Below are 16,551 nucleotides of genomic sequence, written 5' to 3'. Positions count from 1 at the left end.
TGATCTTCGGAACTGCTTCCGTGAACTGTCCTATCCCTGCCCGGTAAGGGAGAAATTTGTTTTCCTTGATCGCGTTTTCATCCCCCTCGAAGCGGGTAGCTGAGTTGGGTGACGCAGCCAAAATCCCTGTTCGCCTTCCTTTCGGGGGGCATGCGGGTTGGTCGCGTGGAACTCGCTGCCGCAAGAGTCAGGAGGAGTGAATGAAAGCAAGAACGCGGATGGCGCTCGGCGTCGCGGCCGGTTACATGCTGGGGCGCACGAAGAAGATGCGCTTGGCGTTGATGATCGCAGCCGCCGGTGCCACCGGCCGGTCCGGGGTGTCGCCGACGAAACTCGTCCAAAGTGGTCTCAAGCAGTTGAGTTCATCGGCCGAGGTCGGGCAGCTGACCTCGCTGGCGCGCGACGAACTGCTCACCGCGGCGAAGTCCGCTGCGGTGACGGCGGCCAGTGGGAAGATCGAAGCGCTCAGCGGACGTCTCCAGGACGGCGGCGGGCTCACGCGCAGCAAGAAGTCTCGCGGCAATGCCGAGGACGAGCCCGAAGACGAAGCCGAAGTCGTGGATGAGGACGAAGACCAGGAGGAACCCGAGCCCGCGAAGCCCCGGCGACGGCGTGCGTCGAGCCGCAAGGCCAGCGAGGACGAAGACGAGGGCGAGAGCGTCGAACGGCCTCCGCGGCGGCGATCGTCTAGCCGGCGTTCGGCCGCGTCGTCCGAGGACGACGACGAAGGTTCGAGCGGCACGCGCACCGCGACCCGGCGTTCGCCCGTCCGCCGGGCGAGGAGGTGACCGTGGTGACGAAGACCTTGAAGAACACCACCGGCAAGGTGACGGACACGGCCGGCAAAGCGACCGGCAAGGCCACCGGCGCCGTCTCGAAGGCGACCGGCGGCGACACGAGTGAGCTGACCGACGCCCTGCGGGGCCTGGGGCAGGCCGCGATGGGCCGCGCGACGAGTGCGGTCATTAAGCGGATCACGTCCACCGCCGGGCGGCTGACCGACTTCGCCGACGGCGGTAGTGGCGGACTGCTCGAAGCGGCCACCGGCGGCAAGCCGAGCGTGAAGGGCAAGGCGATGATGGGCGCCGTCAAGGGCGGCCTTTCCGGTATCGCGGAGAAGGCGAAGAACGCCTTCGGCGGCGGCGGTGGGGGTGGGGGTGGCGGCAAAGGCGCCAAGATCAAGCTCACCAATATTGTCGAGGAGATCGACATCGGCGCGCCGATCAACCTCGTGTACGACCAGTGGACCCGGTTCACCGACTTCCCGGCGTTCATGAAGAAGGTCAACAACGTCGAACAGGTCAGCGACGAGAAGACCGAGTGGAAGGCGCAGGTTTTCTGGTCGCACCGCACCTGGGAGGCCAGCATCCTGGAGCAGGTGCCGTTTGAGCGGATCGTCTGGCGTTCCAAGGGAGCCAAGGGCCACGTCGATGGCGCGGTGACGTTCCACGAGCTCACGCCCGACCTCACCAAGGTCGTGCTGGTCCTCGCCTACCACCCCCAGGGCCTGTTCGAGCGCACCGGCAACATCTGGCGGGCCCAGGGCCGCCGGGCGCGGCTGGAGCTCAAGCACTTCCGCCGCCACGTGATGACCGAAGACCTGCTCAACCCCGACGACATCGAGGGCTGGCACGGCGAGATCCACGACGGGCAGGTCGTCGAGCAGGAGGACGAGGACACCGACCGCGACGAAAGCGCCCCCGACCAGGACGAGGAGGCCGCCGACACCGGTTCCGAGCAGGACGAGGACGTGGAGTCCGAGGAGGAGCCTGAGGAAGAGTCCGAAGAGGAGCCGGAGGAAGAGGAGCCCGAAGACAGCGACGAGACCACGGAAGACACCGACGAGGAGCCCGAAGAAGAGCGGCCGCGCCGTGGCCGTGCCCGTGCGGGCGCCGGCAGAAGTCGAGGGAGCAAGCGATGACGACAGCCATACAGCCCTCCGGTGGGGGCGGTGGCCTCGACCGGCCGTCCTCGAGCAGCCTCGCCGACGTGATCGACACGATCCTGGACAAGGGTCTCGTGATCGACGCCTACGTGCGGGTGTCCCTGGTGGGCATCGAGCTGCTGACCATCGACGCCCGGATCGTGGTGGCCAGCGTCGACACCTACCTGCGGTTCGCGGAAGCGGTCAACCGCCTGGACATCTCGGGCACCGAGCAGAAGGGCCTGCCCGACCTTTTGGAGGACGTGACCTCCGGCGGCGCCAAGGCCAAGACCCGCGGTGCGCTCGACGCAGCCGGCGACAAGCTGCGCGGCATCCTCGGCGACGACGAGGACGAGGACGAGGACGAGGAAGAACCCGTGAGCCGCGGCCGGAAAGGACGGTGAGGCCGGTGGCCGCCGAAGCAGACACCGGAACCGAGATCGGGACCGAGACAGCGATCTACGTCTACGGCATCCTGCCCGCTGACGTCGAGATCGACGACGACGCACGCGGAGTGGGAGATCCACCTGCCGAGGTGACCACAGTGCACAGTGGCCCGATCGCCGCGCTCGTCAGCGAAATCCCGCGGGACGCACCACTGGGCCGGCCCGAGGACTTGTCCGCGCACGCGAGTCTGCTCGACTCCGCGGCCGCCGAGGTCCCGGTGCTGCCGCTGCGCTTCGGCGCGGTGGTCGCGGACGAGCGGGCAGTGGTCGACGAGCTGCTCGACGCGAACCGCGACGACTTCACCGCCGCGTTGGAACAGCTGGAGGGCATGGCGGAGTACGTCGTGCGGGCGCGCTACGACGAGCAGGCCATCCTGCGGGAGATCCTGTCCGAGAACGACCGCATGGCCCAGCTGGCGGAGGCGATCCGGGGCAAGCCCGAGGACGCCACCCGCAACGAGCGCATGGCACTGGGCGAACAGATCACCCAGGCGATCGAGGCCAAGCGCGCGGTCGACACGCAACTGGTGGCCGACGCGCTGACCGAGCTGGTCGCGGAGTTCGCGCCGCGGCAGCCGACCCACGACGAGGAAGCAGTGCACTTGGCCGTGCTGGCCGAGACCGACCGGCAGGACGACCTCGAAGCCGCCATCGGCGAGCTCGCGACGGAATGGGACGGCCGCGTCGCGGTCCGCCTGCTCGGCCCACTCGCAGCGTACGACTTCGTCGTCACACGGACGCCGGAGTAAGGCGATGGGTCTGTTGTCGGGAATCGTCGGCCTGCCGCTGGCACCGGTGCGCGGGGTCCTCGCCCTGGGCGAGCTGATCCGGCGACGGGTCGACGAAGAACTGCACGACCCGGCGTCGGTCCGGCGTGAGCTGGAGGCGGCGGAGCAGGCGCGGGCCGCCGGCGAGATCTCAGCCGAAGAAGAAGCCGAGGCGCAGCAACGGGCCTTGAGCCGGCTCACCGCCTCCCCGCCGAGCCGGCCCGTGCGCCGAAGTGACGAAAGGAAGAGGTGACGGCCGATGGCCATCGCGAAAGGTGAAGGCCGGGCCCCATCGGCCCGCCGTCGATCAGAGCGCGACGGGCTGGTCGCCTCGACCGCGGCCGCCGCGGCGGTGCGTCAGCTGGCCGAGCTGATCACCAACGAACCCGTGGGCGTCACGTCGATCGAACCGGTCGAAGACGGCTGGATCGTGGAGGTCGAGGTGATCGAGGAACACCGCATCCCCTCGTCAGCCGACATCCTGGCGCTGTACGAAATCGAGCTGGACGCCGAAGGCGACCTGCTCGCGTTCCACCGCACGAGGCGCTACGCCCGCGGAAAGTCCGGCACCGGCAACGAGGGGAGCTGAGAGATGGAATCGGGACAACCGGCCACCCGGTCCCAGGGCGGCCTCGGGGCGCCAAGCGGCCAGTCCTCGAACCTCGGCGACATCCTCGAGCGGGTCCTGGACAAGGGACTCGTCATCGCCGGCGACATCCAAGTCAACCTGCTCGACATCGAACTGCTGACGATCAAGCTGCGGCTCGTGATCGCCTCGCTGGAAACCGCCCGCGAGGTCGGCATCAACTGGTGGGAGAACGATCCATGGCTCACCGGCGACAACGGAAAACTGCAGAACGAGAACCGGCAGCTACGAGCGCGCATCACCGAACTGGAATCGGGGCGTTCGCCGAAGTCCATCGAGGACGGTGGCGGCGACGGGGACGAGGAGGACGATGACCGGGAATGACGAGACCGGTGTCTGGCTGTACGCCGTGACCCGCGCGAACGCGCCGAGGCTACTGGACGGGCTGAGCGGGGTCACTGCCGAGGCACCGCGCGTCATCGAGGCCGGTGCGCTGGCCGCAGTGGCCGGGGACGTGCCGTTGAGCTCCTTCGGCGAGGAAGCCTTGCGGCACAACCTGGAGGACCTCGACTGGCTGGCCACCGTGGCTCGAGCGCACGACACGCTGATCGCGACGCTCGTCGACAGGGGCCCGTGGTGCCGATCCGCCTCGCGACGGTGTACCACGACGACGCTTCGGTGCGGGCGGCGGTCGAGGAGCGGGCCGACGACTTCGAGCGCACGCTCGAGCACGTCTCGGGACGCATCGAATGGGGCGTGAAGGCGTTCCTCGAAGCCGAACCGGAACAAGCGCCGGCCGCGACACCGGGCAAGGGCGCCGGCATGGCGTACCTGGCGCGCCGGCGGACCGCGCTGGCGTCGCGCGAAAACCGCCAGCAGCAAGCAGCCGACGAGGTGAACCGCATCCACACGACGCTGGCCGAGCTGGCGAAGGACGCGTGCACTCACCCCCCACAGAGCCGGACGCTGGCCGGAGAGGACGGGCCAATGGTCCTCAACGGCGCCTACCTCGTCGACAGCGCGCACACCGCGCGGTTCGCCGAGGCGGTCGAAGCCTGCGGTCGGGACAGCGAGCTGCTTTCCGTGCGACTGACCGGGCCGTGGCCGCCGTACTCGTTCTCTTCACTGGAGGGATCATGACCTTGCCGGCGCGTGCCGGGAACCGCAACGTCGCCCTGATCGACCTGCTCGACCGCGTACTCGCGGGCGGGGTCGTGGTGAGCGGCGAAATCACCCTGTCGATCGCCGACGTCGATCTCGTGCACGTCTCCCTGCGCACCCTGATCACGTCGATCACGGCATTGCAGGCCCCTCATGAATAACGAGCAGGAGAACCGGATCAACGCCGACCCCGAGACCGCGGAACGCAGCCTCGTCAGCCTGGTGCTCACAGTGGTCGAACTACTGCGCCAGCTCATGGAGCGCCAAGCGCTGCGCCGAGTCGACCACGGAGACCTGGACGACGACAAAGTCGAAGAGATCGGACAGACGCTGATGTACCTCGATCTGCGCATGGACGAATTGTGCGATCACTTCGGGCTGGACCGCCGCGAACTGAACCTCGATCTCGGACCGCTGGGGTCTCTGCTTCCCGACGAATAGCGGCGCCCGCTCACGCTCCCCCTCTGGTCCCCGCTCATCGACATTCGCCGACCGGCGCGTGGCCACCGGACAAGGCTCAGGCTCATCACCGGAAACAGCATGATCGTGTGCCGCGCTTTGGCGGCCGCGCCGGCTCGCGCCCACTCGGGACATCTGTCAGACCCCTCTGGGCGGGAGTCCGGAGCGTGAGGTAAGTAGAGCACGTCAAGAGCGGGTGACAGAGAGGTTCGGCCACTAGCTTCGGGCTCCTGCCCGATGTTTTCCGGTTGTTGGTTTTGCCGATCTGCCGCGCGGCCGCGTTCTGGGCGGCGGCCCTCAACCTCGCGAACACCGAGGAATGGGCGGATGCTCGCTGGCGCACCCTCGACACGCAGACACGTTCGGCCACGCGCTCGGCCGCATGTCCAGCGAATCGCTCGCGGAGGAATACTCCAGACTGCAAATCGACGTCCGCTTCGGCTGGGACCTCCAGCCATCCGAAGCGGACGTCGTCGTTCTCGCCGACCCGGACAGCGTCCACTTCTGCGTCGAAGACCTGAGCAGGGCGTGCCCTTCCCCGACTCGACACGATCGACGCGGCGTCCACACCGGGCCCGGCGCCACGCAGTCGATCCGGAGGCCGCGGCCGGCCAGGGCCTGAGCCATCGCCATCGTCCACGCATGGACCGCACCCTTGGTCGCGGAGTAGTCGATGAGGGATTTGTTGCCGCGCAAGCCGTTGGCCGAGCCGCTCCCCGCCGGCGATCAGCGCCTTGAGCCCGGTCCACTACCCGCGGTCCTCGTAGTCCGCCATCGTGTCCCGAGGCCGGGGTCCATCTCCTCGGTCAGCTCAGGCGGCTCTTGCTGCTGCGGCGGACGCAGTCGATCTTCGGCCATCGGTGCTCCTGTGCGTATCGGTTCGTTCGGGCCGAATACCCGGCGCCCCCAGCACCGAACTGGGCCAGATTGCTCAGGAAGGCGCCTGCCGTTCCTCGACGGGTGGAGGGGGCGGGCCCTGGCATCCGGGTGCCGGGTCAGCGGCAGAAGCAGCAGGGCCGGCGTTTCCGCGATGCGTTCCAGGTGCCGCAGCATGATTCCCTCGCGCAGTGCGCACGGGCAGACCTCGACGGACAGGGCCCCCTCGGCGCCGAGCACGCCGGCTTGCCGAGCGCGCGAGCGCGAAATGCCGCGGAGGTGAGGGCGGTCGGCCGCCGTCGCCTCGGTGAGCTGCGGGATCCGTTCCCGCAGGGCCGCGACCGTGAGCTCCCGGGTCACGAACGGCCCCTTGCGCTGCGCCGCGGCACCGGACGGCCGGGCCAGCTGCTTGACTGTCTTGGACGCGGCGACGGCCCGGCGCGGCGGGCCTTCCCACCGCACCCGGCCGAGGACTTCGGACAGCGTGTCCTGCACATGCCGGCGCAGCCGCTTCACCTGTTTGCTCGTCGGCGGATCGGCGGATCGGCGGTGAGGAACTCCCGTGTGAGCCTGCCCGCGCCCAGCGGGAGCGAGATCGCCAGCTCGGGTTCCACATCCCGGCCGAGCACCAGCTCCATCGACCCGCCGCCGATGTCGATCAGCAGCAGCCGCCCGGCCGACCAGCCGAACCAGCGGCGCACAGCGAAATATGTCAGCCGCGCTCCTCCTCACCGGAGAGGAACTGGGGCCGGATCCCGGATGCCGCCTCGATCCGGTCGATGACCTCGTCAACGTTCGTCGCATCGCGCACCGCCGCCGTGACGAACGGGTAGAGGTGGTCGACGCCGAGCCGCACCGCCTGGTCCACAGCGCGAGTCACGCGATCGTCGCGCGTTCGATCCCAGTCTCGCTCAGCGCGCCGTCGTGGTGCAGTTCTTCGGCGAGCAGCGTCGGTTCCTTCACCGCGTGCGCCGGCAGCGGCGGGGCCCCGGGGAACACGTCCACCCCCTGCAGCTGGGCCGAATTCGACCCGATGTCCAGCACAGCGAGTTTCACTCGGGCCGGCGGGTTTTCGTGTCGGATCACCGGGTAGTCCCAGCGGGCGGCTTCGTACGCCGTCTCGTCCTGAAGGAGGCTTCATGCACCCGCAGCCCGAACGACACACAGTCCTCGAGGACGGCACGGAGCCCAGGCGGGCCACAGCACGCCGCGAACCTGGCCCGAGCCCCACCGAGACTGCCGTGCATTACCGGCTGCGGGCGAAATTCGCCGCCACCCAGCCGTGGATCCGGCGGCTACTGGGCGAACGCAACGGCCTCCGGCTGGACACCGACGGCCTGCGGGTGCGACTCGGCCCCTGGGTGGTCACGACTCCCTTGAGCAATCTGGCGGGCGCCGAAACAACCGGCCCGTTCAACGCTCTGCGCGGCCTCGGCGCCCGCCTCTCACTCGCCGACCACGGCCTCACACTCGGCACGACGAGCCAGCACGCTGTCTGCATCCGGTTCCACAGGCCGATTCCCGGCATCGACCCATGGGTCCTCGTCCGCCACCCCTCCCTGACCGCGACCGTCGCCGAGCCGGAGCTGGTCGCCGCGGCCATCAACCGGATCGCCGGGCGGGAGTGACCTGCCACGCGCATACGCGCCGATATCCGGCCGCCCGGCTGCCAGTCCGTACGCGAACCCGGGCATCCCAGCCCTGAGGCTTTCGCTTCCGTACGAGGCGGCGTCGGAACCGGTTGCGATCCCGCAGTTCCTGTCCCAGGAGCAATACAACCAGCTGGTCACCATGCACGGCACCATCATGTTGCTGCTGTACGCGACCCCCATCGTGTTCGGCTTCGCCTACTACATCCTGCCGCTGCAGATCGGATAGCCCGACGTCGCCTTCCCCCCGGCGTCGGCGCCGACCTGTGGATCACGGGGCTGATCGTCTCCGGGCTCGGGACGATCCTCGGGGCGGTCAACAGGACCACCACTATCGTCTGCCTGCGCGCCCCGGGCATGACGATGTGGTGGATGCCGCTGCTCACCTGGAACCGGCCGAGGACGCTGCCCTGGCACAGCAGGCATCGCCCGCACCGTGAGCCGACCGCACTCGAAGAATCCACATCGGACATCGGGCTATCCGATCAAGCCGCCATGTGCAGCGTGTCCCCTTCGTCCAGGACCGATTCGGCGTCAGCGAGGACTTCGTCGATCGCGCGCAGCTGGGCTTGGGTCCGGCGAACAGCGTCCTCGGCTTCGGCACGCATGGCCGCTGCGCGGTGCTGAGCCACCAGGACGAGGTCGTCGGCTTCCGACTGCGCCAAGGCGAGCAAGCGGCTCACCTTCGCACCGACCGCGGCCGGATCCGCCGGGGCGCGGCAGAGGCGGTCGAGCTGACCACGCAGCGCGGTGATCTCCGTGCGAGCCTGCGCGAGCCGGGTGGCGAGGAATTCGGCCTGGGACTGCGCGGCGTCCCGGTCCAGGGCGAGCAGGCGCAGGTCCTCGTGCAGCTCGGCGAGCCGTTCGTCCACTTGCTCGCGGTCGTAGCCGCGCAACGTGAGCGCGAAGCTCTCCGGCAGGGGCAACGTGGTCACGGCTTCCGCCTCCCGTCGAGCAGACCGGCCAGTTCCTCGGGCCGTCCGGCGGCCCGGAGGCGGGGCGGATCGGGCGTGCCGACCGTGTGGTCGTCGGCCAGCACGGCTTCGGTGAACCGGGCCACCCGCTCCGGCGGCGGTGCGACGGTGCCGTCGAGGTATCGGACGACGATGAGGTCTTCCCCGGAGTGGGTCTCGATGGCGGCGGCCCAGCCATGCTCCTCGTCCCACAGCAGCGCGAAATCGCGGTCGGGGTAGGCCGGGTGCCGCTGGTCGAGCGCGAGGTAGGCCGACAGCGGCGAGGCGTGGTCCAGCGTGCACGACTCGAGACCGATGCCGAGTTCGGCTGTCACGGCTCGCAGGTACGCGGTCAAGGCGGGTGCCGCGGGGTGGTGGCCGGTCGGGATGTCGATCGATGCGGTCACGGGAACTGGGATCCTTTCTCGTGCGGGAGGGCCGGGCCAAACGCCTGGCCCGGCCCTCGCGGTCTGCAATGACGTCGTCAGGAAGTGAGCTCTTTACGGTCCGCACCGGAGGAGACCGTGATCCGGCGCGGCTGGGCGGTTTCGGCGACCGGGATGCGCACGGTCAGCACACCTGCCTCGTACGCGGCGGAGATCCGGGTCGTGTCGAGCCCATCGCCCAGCAGCAGCTGCCGGGAGAACACGCCATACGGCCGCTCTGAGACCTGCAGCCGCGCGTCGTCACCGGTGGGCAGCGGACGCCGCTCGGCCTTGACGGTCAGGACGTTGCGTTCGACTTCGAGCTCGACCGCCTCGGGATCGACACCCGGGAGGTCGAAGCAGGCCACGAACTCGTCGCCGGCACGGTAGGCGTCCATCGGCATCGCGGCGGGCCGCGACCACGTCCCGGGCGACCCGCTTCCCAGCAGCTGCTGCGTGAGCCGGTCGAACTCGCGGAACGGATCAGTGCGCATCAACATCGGTTCCACCTCCTGCAGTCGTATCGGACTTGTCAACGCGCAGAACTGTTCTAACATGTCATCGAGACGTTGACAAGCAGTAAGTCATCGGAAGGTTGACATGGACGAAGCGGGTGTCCTGGCCCTCGTCGGCCAAGCCGTCACGGACGTCCGTGCCGGCGGCGCGGACGCCGAGCAGCTGCTCGCGGCGCTCAGCGCGCTGCACGCACTGCGGGCGAGCCTCGCCGAGTGGGAGCCGGAGCTCATCACCGCGGCACGCGTGGCCGGCGTGAGCTGGGCGGCGCTGGCACCGTCGCTCGGCGTCACGAGCCGGCAAGCAGCCGAGCGGCGTTACCTGCGGCTGCAGCCCTCCGCCACCGGAGAAGCCACCGGTGAGGGCCGCATCGACGCGCAGCGCGACCGCCGAGCCGGCGACCGCGCGGTGTCGGAATGGGCACGGCGCAACGCCGTGGTCCTGCGCCGGCTCGCCGCGCACGTCACCGCGGCCCAAGGCATGTCCGCCGCGGGCCGGCGAGCCGCGGCCGGTGTCGAGCGAGCCCTGGCCGCCGACGACGCGTCGGCACTGCTCGAACCGCTCGCCGCGACGCGCCGCCACCTCGTGGCCGGGCACGCCGACCTCGCCGACCGCGTCGTCGATATCGGCGCGGAGAGCAGCCGGGTGCGAGACCAGGCGATCTCCGATCGCCGACGCCGGACCACCGGCGGCGTGCCGGACGGAGGAAGCACTCCCGGACCAGCGGAGTGACCACCGGCCGCGGCGACGAGCCACCCACACTGCTCACGTACGGCTTCGGCTGCGGCAAGAACCGGTGGCGTCGCGTCATTCCGGAGCCTGCGCGGCCGAGGCGCCGTGGCCGGGCAGGTGTGAAAACCGCGGCAGCCGGTCAGCGACCGGCGCCGCGGCCCATCGCCCAGCTTCGTGCGCGCCCCGCCCGCGACCGGGCCCCTTACCTCGTGCATGACCGCATCGGCGACCCACGCAAGCAGCCCGTCGACGACAACGAGCGGTTCGTTGCCAGGAGTGGTCTCCAGCCCCGCGCGGACTGCGCGTACAAGTAACACCCAGCGCCGCAACTACTGTCCTGAATGGATGACGGAGCCGGGAAGCGCGGTCAGGAACTCGGTTCCACCCGTACACCTTTGTGGTGGGTGCGGTAGTCCTCGTGGCTGACGAGGGAGCCGAGCTCGTCGCGCACGCGGTGGGCAACGCGGCGGGCCTTCGCCATGTGCCGCCCCGTCTTCACGGCTGTCGTGCGATCTTTGAACGTGTTCGATGCGCGCCGGTAGCCGTCGATCTTGTTCTTCCACAAGCCGTTTTCGTGGAACGTCTCGACATCGCCGTCCATGAGACGGGCCTCCTCCCTTAATCCGGTGGGGCCTGGATACCCTTTGCCGACCGCGTCACACGCGCATGGGTCGAGAAACTGCGTTCGGGCAGCGGAGAAGTACACCGACCAGCACGTGCCGGCCCGGCCTGCTGAAGGGGCCAGCCGACCGGGGTGTGTCGGCCGGCCCCTTCAGTGCCGCTGGGATCAGGCGAGGTCGAACCGGTCGAGTTCCATGACCTTGGTCCGGGCCGCGACAAAGTCGGCCACAAGCTTTTCCTGGGCGTCCTGGCTGGCGTAGGCCTCGGCGAGGGCGCACAGCTGGGAGTTGGTGCCAAAGACGAGGTCGACCGCGGTGGCGGTCCACTTCAGCTCGTCGGTAGGAGTCGCGAATCTCGTAGACGTTCTCGCCGGACTCCGATGCCTTCCACCGGGTGCCGAACGCAGGTAGTTGCGGAAGCCGTCGGCGCGCGGCTCAAGAACAACGAAGGACTCGACATCGGTCTGGCCCTGGGGGCGTCGGTGCGGCGCGGGCGGAACGGCACGGTCACCTCGATGCCCGCGTCGCGCGCCGCCATCTCGACGGCGGCCGAGCCGGCCAGCACGATCAGGTCGGCGAGCGAGACCTTCGCGCCGCCGCCCTCGTTGAACTCCTGCTGGATGCCCTCGAGTTCTCCACGACCTGCGTGACGTGCGCGAGCTGCTCGGGCTGGTTGACCTCCCAGGTGCGCTGCGGGTCGAGGCCGACGCGGGCGCCGTTGGCACCGTCGCGCTTGTCGGTGGAGCGGAAGCCCAAGCGGTCGTGACCAGCTGGGCGTCGTGAGGTCGGAGTCGAGGGCCTTCGCCTTGAGGGCCACGATGTCGGCCGTCGCCCGCGAGCTCGTGGGCGACGGCCGACATGAGGTCTTGCCACAGCTGAGTTGCCGGGATCTACGACCCCAGGAAGCGGGTCGTGCCATGGCGGGGACCCCGATGGGCCTCGTCGGCCCGGTAACACGAGTACACGTGGCGCGCGAGCCGGAGCCCGCGCACCGACGAGTGCAACGCGATGCGCTGGACCAGCCCCACCAGCTTCGGCCACGCTCCTCTTCGGATGCGGATCGACGGTGTGTGCCACTGGTGCAGCGCTCAGGCGGCGGGCTGCAGCAGGATCTTCTGCGCGCCCTCGAGCTTCTTCTGAAAGATGTCGTACGCCCGCGGCGCGTCGGCCAGTGGCAGCTTGTGCGTGGCGAAACCCTCGACCCCGAGCGGATCACCGTCAGCGGTGAGGACCGGCATGATGTCGTCGATCCAATGCCGCACGTTGGCCTGGCCCATGCGCAGCTGGATCTGCTTGTCGAACAGCTCCATCATCGGCAGCGGGTCGACCATCCCGCCGTACACACCCGAGAGTGAGATCGTGCCGCCACGACGCACGCTGTCGATCGCGGCGTACAACACGCTCAGACGGTCGATACCCGCCTTCTCGGTGATCTTCGCGCCGACCTGCTGCGGCAACAGGGCGACGAGGCTCTGCGCCAATCGGCCGATCGGCGCGCCATGAGCCTCCATGCCCACGGCATCGATCACCGCGTCCGCGCCCCGCCCACCGGTGAGCTGCCGGATCGACTCGGCAATGTCCTTGTGGTCGCGGACGTCAAGGACAGTGGCGCCGTGCGAACGCGCTCGCGCGAGCCGCTCCGGTACGAGGTCGACACCGATCACCTCGCCGGCCCCGCGGTGCCGCGCGATACGGCAGGCCATCTGCCCGATCGGCCCCAGCCCGAACACCACGACCGAACCGCCGCCGGGCACGTCCGCGTACTCGACGGCCTGCCACGCCGTCGGGACCACGTCGGACAGGTAGACGAACCGCTCGTCCGGCGGGCCGTCCGGGACCTTGATCGGCCCGTACTGGGCCTGCGGCACCCTCAGGTACTCCGCCTGCCCGCCCGGCACCCGGCCGTAGAGCTTGGTGTACCCGAGCAGCGACGCGCCCTTACCCTGGCTGGTCACCTGCGTCGTCTCGCACTGCGACTGCAGGCCACGTTCGCACATCCAGCAATGGCCGCACGAAATGTTGAAGGGGACCACCACACGGTCACCGGGCTTGATCCCGGTCACCGCCGCGCCGACCTCCTCCACCACGCCCATCGGCTCGTGCCCCAGGATGTCGCCCTCGGTCATGAAGGCACCGAGCACCTCGTACAGGTGCAGATCCGACCCGCAGATCCCGGTGGACGTGATCCGCACGATCGCGTCCGTCGGCTCCTCGAGCCTCGGGTCGGGCACGGTGTCCACGCGGACGTCGCGCTTACCGTGCCAGGTCACTGCCTTCATCGCGCTCCCTTTCACCATGGAAAAAGCCAACTGGTTCCCGGATTTCCTGACCACCGGCGAAGCAAACGCGATTCACCTGTCCGGAACCGGCTCGTGTCGGCTGCTCAGGCTGTCGCGCTGTGCAGCTTCAGAGAGCCTCTCGACGGTCTTGTTGTCGTCGTTCAGCAGCACGATCGCATCGGCGGCGGGCCCCCTGTCGGCGTGCGGTGTGAGCAGGCCGAGGGCGATCATGCCGATGCCGAGACCGAGGTGGAGCCAGTTGTCCGCGTTGTTGAACGGGGCGAAGTTGGCGTCGCTGCCGTGGTCGATGAGCCATCTGGTCGTAGTCGGTCGTGACGCCGGGGATGACCCGCTGATCCTGGTGGGCCAGACGAGCGGTTCCGTCATACCGAGGGCTCGCGATGGTTATCTCCCCTCGGGGCGGGCACTCGGGCGGATCCGCGGCCGCAGATGGCCGGTTGCCACGTCAGAGAAAGAGGTTGGCTCGATGTTCCGACACACGAAGCTCCTGCAGTTCGAAGCGAAGCCCGAGAAGCCGGACCCCGTGTACGCGCACAAGCTGCAGGAGCTCATCGGCGGCGCGTTCGGCGAGATGACCGTGACCATGCAGTACCTGTTCCAGGGCTGGAACTGCCGCGTCGAAGGCAAGTACAAGGATCTGATCATGGACACGGCGACCGAGGAGATCGGCCACGTCGAAATGCTCGCCACAATGGTCGCCCGGCTCCTGGAAGGCGCACCTGCCACGGCGACCGCCGAGTCGGTGAAGGACCCGGTGATGGCCGCGGTGATCGGGGGGATGGATCCGCAGCAGGCCATCGTCGCCGGGGGCGGCGCATTGCCCGCCGACAGCAACGGCACACCGTGGAACGGCAAGTACATCGTGGCGTCGGGCAACCTGCTGGCCGATTTCCGCGCCAACGCCGCCGCCGAAGCCCAAGGCCGGTTGCAGACCGCGCGGCTCTACACCATGACCGACGACCCCGGCGTCAAAGCCATGCTGCAGTTCAACCTCGCCCGCGACACCGTCCACCAGAAACAGTGGCTGGCCGCGATCGAGGAGCTCAAGGCCGACGGCCTGGAAGGAGACATCGCCCCGAACGCACTGTTCGACGAGGAGAACCAGGAGCACAACAACACCGTCTGGCACCTGTCCGACGGCCCCGACGGCGCCAAGGCCGGCTGGACCTTCAACGAAGAATCCATCGAATACCTCATGGACCCCAAACCCCTCGGCGGCCCTGGCACCGCGCCCAAGCCCGACCCCGCGCTCTTCGGCACCTACGCACCCCTGCAGAACGCCAAAGGCACGGTGAAAGGCAAGGCGAAGTCCGCCAAGAACAAGGCCAAGTGATCGCCCACGGCGGCCCGGCGCCCAGCCGGGCCGCCCACCGAACACGGTGTGTCCGAGTGGGCCCGGCGCGATGTTGTGATCCTGCGCCAGCTCGCGGTGCGCGTAACCGCGGCATGTCCGCCGCCGGCCGACGACCCACGACGAGCGTCGCGCAGCCCCTGCCGAGGACGGCCCAGCTGGAACCGCCGCTCGGCGTCACCTCGTGCCGGCCACGTCGGTGAGGCCGGCGTGGAGAGGGCCGGGTGCGAGACCAGGCGGTCTCCAACCGCCAACGCATGGCCACTGGCCAAATTCCGCTGGCGACGTGGTGGACGGTGCGAGCAATCCCGGAACGAAGGGGGTCGCCGGCCACGGCGCTGAGCCGACCGCGCTGCTCGCGCACGGCTTCGGCCGTGGCAACGACCGGTGACATCTCATTGCTCCGGGAGCCGGAACGGCGTGACCGCGTGGTGCTGTTCGACTGCCTCGGCTCACGCAAGGTCGGACTTGCCGCAGGTATCCCTCGGTCGAGGACGCTGTCACCCGGCACGGGTGAGGGCCGCGGCAGCCGGTCAGCGGCCGGCGCGCCGGTCCATCGGCCCCCACTCGCGCGAGCCCTGCTCGTCGACCAGGCGGCGAGCCTCGCGCAGAACTGTTTCGGTGACCCAGGCGAGCGGCTCGACAGCGACGACCAGCGGTTCGTTGTCGGGCCCGCGGGCGATCTCCCGGCCCCGCAACACACAGGGCCGCACGCCAGGGCCACGCCGGTCACGCAGGTGCTCGTCGTCGCAGAGCCGGCGCGCCAGCCACAACCGCACCGAGCGGTCCCGCCACCACGCCTCCCTCCGCAGCGGGTTGGCCGACAGCCCCGGCAACTGGATCCCCGCAAGACCGTCCAGACTCGTCTGCGCCCGCTCCCCCTCCGCGAGGTCGGTCTCGGGTCCCTGCGACCAGCGAACATACAGGTCATCGCCGCCCTCGGCCTCGAACAACCGGGCCAGGCCCGCGAGGTCGTTCACCGTGGGCAACTGCGTGCCGGTGCGTGCGCAGCCAGTCATGCGCGCCCATTACCCGTCCGCGGCCCGCCCAAACCAGGGGGTTCGCCGGATCACAGACCGGGTACGGGAACGACATGCGCGACGGAACCGAACACCCCGATATCGCCCGGCCCACCACACCCGACCCCGGCCGCACCGACGACGACACCCTGTACGACCCCGGCGAGGGCCGACCGCCCGAAGACGTCGACGACGCCGAGGACGCCGGCCAGCGCGTGATCGGCGAGCAACGCGAACGCCGGCGGGAGTGATCGACGACCGCACTCATTCCCGTGCGGTCGCTTCGACCACGGCGGCCCCTCGGCCCGCGTCTGTCGCCTTCGTATCGCGTGGCGGCAGGAACGGCTCGCCTTCACCGGGGCCGCCGTCCGCTTCGAGCCGGCGGCCGCGTGCCAGCTCGGCATCGAGTTCGGGACCGAGCGGTACAGCGATGGTGGAGATCCACAGCCACACCAGAAACACGATGGCCGAGGTGAGCGGCCCGTAGTCTTGTGTACGAACGGAAGTCGGCCACGTAGAGCGCGAAGCCCGGCGACGCCGGCACCCACAGCGCGACAGCGACCAGCCCGCACGGCGTGAACCATCGGACACTCGGCTGCCACACGTTGAACCCAGCCCAGCAGAGCAACGCGAACACGAGGCTCACGAGCACCGCGATCAGCACCACCAGACCAAGGAAGCTGGACTGCACCCCGTAGTACGCGAGGGCCGCGGCCCGGTCGGTGCTGTTGTCCCTCCCGAACTGCCTGACCGTCCACCTGAGCACCATC

The 16,551-nt window shown here is 69.3% G+C and carries 26 protein-coding genes and 4 pseudogenes; 15 read left to right on the top strand and 15 right to left on the bottom strand.

The features are described 5' to 3' along the window. The first annotated feature begins 200 nt into the window (after window positions 1-200). From QRX50_RS29255 to QRX50_RS29205, 10 genes and pseudogenes are all read left to right on the top strand, one after another. Window positions 201-788, top strand: a complete 588-nt coding sequence (locus tag QRX50_RS29255) for a hypothetical protein (protein WP_285966350.1) — start codon at window positions 201-203, stop codon at window positions 786-788. Between the two features lie 5 nt (window positions 789-793). Beyond that, complete coding sequence (locus QRX50_RS29250) at window positions 794-1,921, top strand: SRPBCC family protein (protein WP_285966349.1); 1,128 nt, start codon at window positions 794-796, stop codon at window positions 1,919-1,921. After that, entirely contained in the window at window positions 1,918-2,328 is a 411-nt protein-coding gene (gene gvpJ / locus QRX50_RS29245; RefSeq protein WP_285965897.1) for a gas vesicle protein GvpJ, read from the top strand. The genes QRX50_RS29250 and gvpJ overlap by 4 nt, the downstream gene beginning before the upstream one ends. Before the next feature lie 5 nt (window positions 2,329-2,333). Further along, window positions 2,334-3,119 (top strand): GvpL/GvpF family gas vesicle protein, encoded by a 786-nt coding sequence (locus QRX50_RS29240; RefSeq protein WP_285965896.1) that lies wholly within the window; start codon window positions 2,334-2,336, stop codon window positions 3,117-3,119. A 4-nt stretch (window positions 3,120-3,123) separates the two neighbouring features. Next, window positions 3,124-3,390, top strand: a complete 267-nt coding sequence (locus tag QRX50_RS29235; protein WP_285966348.1) for a gas vesicle protein GvpG — start codon at window positions 3,124-3,126, stop codon at window positions 3,388-3,390. A 6-nt stretch (window positions 3,391-3,396) separates the two neighbouring features. Next, the gene (locus QRX50_RS29230) at window positions 3,397-3,726 is read left to right on the top strand and encodes a gas vesicle protein GvpO (protein WP_285965894.1); all 330 of its coding nucleotides are present in this window, start codon (window positions 3,397-3,399) and stop codon (window positions 3,724-3,726) included. A gap of 3 nt (window positions 3,727-3,729) precedes the next feature. Then, window positions 3,730-4,107 (top strand): gas vesicle protein, encoded by a 378-nt coding sequence (locus tag QRX50_RS29225; protein ID WP_285966347.1) that lies wholly within the window; start codon window positions 3,730-3,732, stop codon window positions 4,105-4,107. After that, window positions 4,094-4,863, top strand: a pseudogene (locus QRX50_RS49795) (GvpL/GvpF family gas vesicle protein). The gene QRX50_RS29225 and the pseudogene QRX50_RS49795 overlap by 14 nt, the downstream one beginning before the upstream one ends. Further along, window positions 4,860-5,045 (top strand): gas vesicle protein, encoded by a 186-nt coding sequence (locus tag QRX50_RS29210; RefSeq protein WP_285965891.1) that lies wholly within the window; start codon window positions 4,860-4,862, stop codon window positions 5,043-5,045. Before QRX50_RS49795 ends, QRX50_RS29210 begins: the two are co-directional and overlap by 4 nt. Beyond that, window positions 5,038-5,325: a gas vesicle protein K gene (locus QRX50_RS29205; protein WP_285965890.1), complete on the top strand. Its 288-nt coding sequence runs from the start codon at window positions 5,038-5,040 to the stop codon at window positions 5,323-5,325. The genes QRX50_RS29210 and QRX50_RS29205 overlap by 8 nt, the downstream gene beginning before the upstream one ends. A gap of 546 nt (window positions 5,326-5,871) precedes the next feature. Here QRX50_RS29205 and QRX50_RS50445 read toward each other — a convergent pair. The 5 genes and pseudogenes from QRX50_RS50445 to QRX50_RS29180 form a co-directional block, all read right to left on the bottom strand. Next, window positions 5,872-6,057: pseudogene (locus tag QRX50_RS50445) on the bottom strand (SDR family NAD(P)-dependent oxidoreductase); the annotation flags it as partial. A gap of 12 nt (window positions 6,058-6,069) precedes the next feature. Continuing rightward, complete coding sequence (locus QRX50_RS29195; protein WP_285966345.1) at window positions 6,070-6,735, bottom strand: Ppx/GppA phosphatase family protein; 666 nt, start codon at window positions 6,733-6,735, stop codon at window positions 6,070-6,072. Then, window positions 6,732-6,920, bottom strand: a complete 189-nt coding sequence (locus QRX50_RS29190; RefSeq protein ID WP_285966344.1) for a Ppx/GppA phosphatase family protein — start codon at window positions 6,918-6,920, stop codon at window positions 6,732-6,734. The genes QRX50_RS29195 and QRX50_RS29190 overlap by 4 nt, the downstream gene beginning before the upstream one ends. A gap of 11 nt (window positions 6,921-6,931) precedes the next feature. Beyond that, window positions 6,932-7,087, bottom strand: coding sequence for a hypothetical protein (locus tag QRX50_RS29185; RefSeq protein ID WP_285966343.1), 156 nt, complete (start codon window positions 7,085-7,087; stop codon window positions 6,932-6,934). A gap of 8 nt (window positions 7,088-7,095) precedes the next feature. After that, a complete protein-coding gene (locus QRX50_RS29180) occupies window positions 7,096-7,305 on the bottom strand; it encodes a hypothetical protein (RefSeq protein WP_285966342.1) in 210 nt (69 codons plus the stop codon). Between the two features lie 53 nt (window positions 7,306-7,358). Here QRX50_RS29180 and QRX50_RS29175 point away from each other — a divergent pair, with 53 nt between their 5' ends. Then, entirely contained in the window at window positions 7,359-7,847 is a 489-nt protein-coding gene (locus tag QRX50_RS29175; RefSeq protein ID WP_285966341.1) for a hypothetical protein, read from the top strand. Window positions 7,848-7,959: 112 nt separating this feature from the next. Then, window positions 7,960-8,261: pseudogene (locus QRX50_RS29170) on the top strand (cbb3-type cytochrome c oxidase subunit I); the annotation flags it as partial. 92 nt (window positions 8,262-8,353) lie between these two features. On the opposite strand, the gene QRX50_RS29165 reads toward QRX50_RS29170, so the two are convergent. From QRX50_RS29165 to QRX50_RS29155, 3 genes are all read right to left on the bottom strand, one after another. Then, complete coding sequence (locus QRX50_RS29165; RefSeq protein WP_285966340.1) at window positions 8,354-8,803, bottom strand: hypothetical protein; 450 nt, start codon at window positions 8,801-8,803, stop codon at window positions 8,354-8,356. Continuing rightward, complete coding sequence (locus QRX50_RS29160; protein WP_285966339.1) at window positions 8,800-9,228, bottom strand: DUF6292 family protein; 429 nt, start codon at window positions 9,226-9,228, stop codon at window positions 8,800-8,802. Before QRX50_RS29160 ends, QRX50_RS29165 begins: the two co-directional genes overlap by 4 nt. A 77-nt stretch (window positions 9,229-9,305) precedes the next feature. Further along, window positions 9,306-9,746 carry an Hsp20/alpha crystallin family protein gene (locus QRX50_RS29155; RefSeq protein ID WP_285966338.1) on the bottom strand — a complete coding sequence of 147 codons (441 nt, stop codon included), beginning with the start codon at window positions 9,744-9,746 and terminating at the stop codon, window positions 9,306-9,308. Between the two features lie 100 nt (window positions 9,747-9,846). On the opposite strand from QRX50_RS29155, the gene QRX50_RS29150 reads away from it, so the two are divergent. Continuing rightward, window positions 9,847-10,491 (top strand): HSP18 transcriptional regulator, encoded by a 645-nt coding sequence (locus QRX50_RS29150; protein ID WP_285966337.1) that lies wholly within the window; start codon window positions 9,847-9,849, stop codon window positions 10,489-10,491. Between the two features lie 367 nt (window positions 10,492-10,858). Here QRX50_RS29150 and QRX50_RS29145 read toward each other — a convergent pair whose 3' ends face one another. The 5 genes and pseudogenes from QRX50_RS29145 to QRX50_RS29130 all read right to left on the bottom strand — a co-directional run. Next, window positions 10,859-11,092 (bottom strand): DUF2188 domain-containing protein, encoded by a 234-nt coding sequence (locus tag QRX50_RS29145; protein ID WP_285966336.1) that lies wholly within the window; start codon window positions 11,090-11,092, stop codon window positions 10,859-10,861. Window positions 11,093-11,439: 347 nt separating this feature from the next. Next, entirely contained in the window at window positions 11,440-11,733 is a 294-nt protein-coding gene (locus QRX50_RS49790) for a peroxidase family protein (RefSeq protein WP_353074172.1), read from the bottom strand. Further along, window positions 11,679-11,867 (bottom strand): hypothetical protein, encoded by a 189-nt coding sequence (locus QRX50_RS49785; protein ID WP_353074202.1) that lies wholly within the window; start codon window positions 11,865-11,867, stop codon window positions 11,679-11,681. Before QRX50_RS49785 ends, QRX50_RS49790 begins: the two co-directional genes overlap by 55 nt. Before the next feature lie 332 nt (window positions 11,868-12,199). Continuing rightward, window positions 12,200-13,390: a zinc-dependent alcohol dehydrogenase gene (locus QRX50_RS29135; RefSeq protein ID WP_285966335.1), complete on the bottom strand. Its 1,191-nt coding sequence runs from the start codon at window positions 13,388-13,390 to the stop codon at window positions 12,200-12,202. 189 nt (window positions 13,391-13,579) lie between these two features. Next, window positions 13,580-13,702: pseudogene (locus tag QRX50_RS29130) on the bottom strand (DUF4383 domain-containing protein); the annotation flags it as partial. A gap of 175 nt (window positions 13,703-13,877) precedes the next feature. Here QRX50_RS29130 and QRX50_RS29125 point away from each other — a divergent pair. Next, the gene (locus tag QRX50_RS29125; protein ID WP_285966334.1) at window positions 13,878-14,744 is read left to right on the top strand and encodes a manganese catalase; all 867 of its coding nucleotides are present in this window, start codon (window positions 13,878-13,880) and stop codon (window positions 14,742-14,744) included. A gap of 551 nt (window positions 14,745-15,295) precedes the next feature. Here QRX50_RS29125 and QRX50_RS29120 read toward each other — a convergent pair. Continuing rightward, window positions 15,296-15,781: a DUF6098 family protein gene (locus QRX50_RS29120; protein ID WP_285966333.1), complete on the bottom strand. Its 486-nt coding sequence runs from the start codon at window positions 15,779-15,781 to the stop codon at window positions 15,296-15,298. Between the two features lie 74 nt (window positions 15,782-15,855). Between QRX50_RS29120 and QRX50_RS29115 the strand changes: the two genes are divergently transcribed. Further along, complete coding sequence (locus tag QRX50_RS29115) at window positions 15,856-16,032, top strand: hypothetical protein (protein ID WP_285966332.1); 177 nt, start codon at window positions 15,856-15,858, stop codon at window positions 16,030-16,032. A 13-nt stretch (window positions 16,033-16,045) separates the two neighbouring features. Here the strand turns inward: QRX50_RS29115 and QRX50_RS29110 are convergent, their stop codons facing one another. Next, on the bottom strand, window positions 16,046-16,234 hold the full coding sequence (locus tag QRX50_RS29110) for a hypothetical protein (RefSeq protein ID WP_285966331.1): 189 nt from the start codon (window positions 16,232-16,234) through the stop codon (window positions 16,046-16,048). Window positions 16,235-16,551 lie beyond the last annotated feature (317 nt).

This window comes from Amycolatopsis sp. 2-15, assembly GCF_030285625.1.
GTDB lineage: Bacteria > Actinomycetota > Actinomycetes > Mycobacteriales > Pseudonocardiaceae > Amycolatopsis > Amycolatopsis carbonis.
Note: the sequence above shows the minus strand (reverse complement) of the source record. Positions and strands in the feature narration are given on the sequence as shown.

Coding starts and splice junctions, on each gene's coding strand:
- QRX50_RS29255 (WP_285966350.1), top strand. CDS start 201: ATGAAAGCAAGAACGCGGATGGCGCTCGGCGTCGCGGCCGGTTACATG.
- QRX50_RS29145 (WP_285966336.1), bottom strand. CDS start 11,092: ATGGACGGCGATGTCGAGACGTTCCACGAAAACGGCTTGTGGAAGAAC.
- QRX50_RS29125 (WP_285966334.1), top strand. CDS start 13,878: ATGTTCCGACACACGAAGCTCCTGCAGTTCGAAGCGAAGCCCGAGAAG.
- QRX50_RS29235 (WP_285966348.1), top strand. CDS start 3,124: ATGGGTCTGTTGTCGGGAATCGTCGGCCTGCCGCTGGCACCGGTGCGC.
- QRX50_RS29225 (WP_285966347.1), top strand. CDS start 3,730: ATGGAATCGGGACAACCGGCCACCCGGTCCCAGGGCGGCCTCGGGGCG.
- QRX50_RS29115 (WP_285966332.1), top strand. CDS start 15,856: ATGCGCGACGGAACCGAACACCCCGATATCGCCCGGCCCACCACACCC.
- QRX50_RS29230 (WP_285965894.1), top strand. CDS start 3,397: ATGGCCATCGCGAAAGGTGAAGGCCGGGCCCCATCGGCCCGCCGTCGA.
- QRX50_RS29155 (WP_285966338.1), bottom strand. CDS start 9,746: ATGTTGATGCGCACTGATCCGTTCCGCGAGTTCGACCGGCTCACGCAG.
- QRX50_RS29150 (WP_285966337.1), top strand. CDS start 9,847: ATGGACGAAGCGGGTGTCCTGGCCCTCGTCGGCCAAGCCGTCACGGAC.
- QRX50_RS29205 (WP_285965890.1), top strand. CDS start 5,038: ATGAATAACGAGCAGGAGAACCGGATCAACGCCGACCCCGAGACCGCG.
- QRX50_RS29135 (WP_285966335.1), bottom strand. CDS start 13,390: ATGAAGGCAGTGACCTGGCACGGTAAGCGCGACGTCCGCGTGGACACC.
- QRX50_RS29210 (WP_285965891.1), top strand. CDS start 4,860: ATGACCTTGCCGGCGCGTGCCGGGAACCGCAACGTCGCCCTGATCGAC.
- QRX50_RS29175 (WP_285966341.1), top strand. CDS start 7,359: ATGCACCCGCAGCCCGAACGACACACAGTCCTCGAGGACGGCACGGAG.
- gvpJ (WP_285965897.1), top strand. CDS start 1,918: ATGACGACAGCCATACAGCCCTCCGGTGGGGGCGGTGGCCTCGACCGG.
- QRX50_RS29120 (WP_285966333.1), bottom strand. CDS start 15,781: ATGACTGGCTGCGCACGCACCGGCACGCAGTTGCCCACGGTGAACGAC.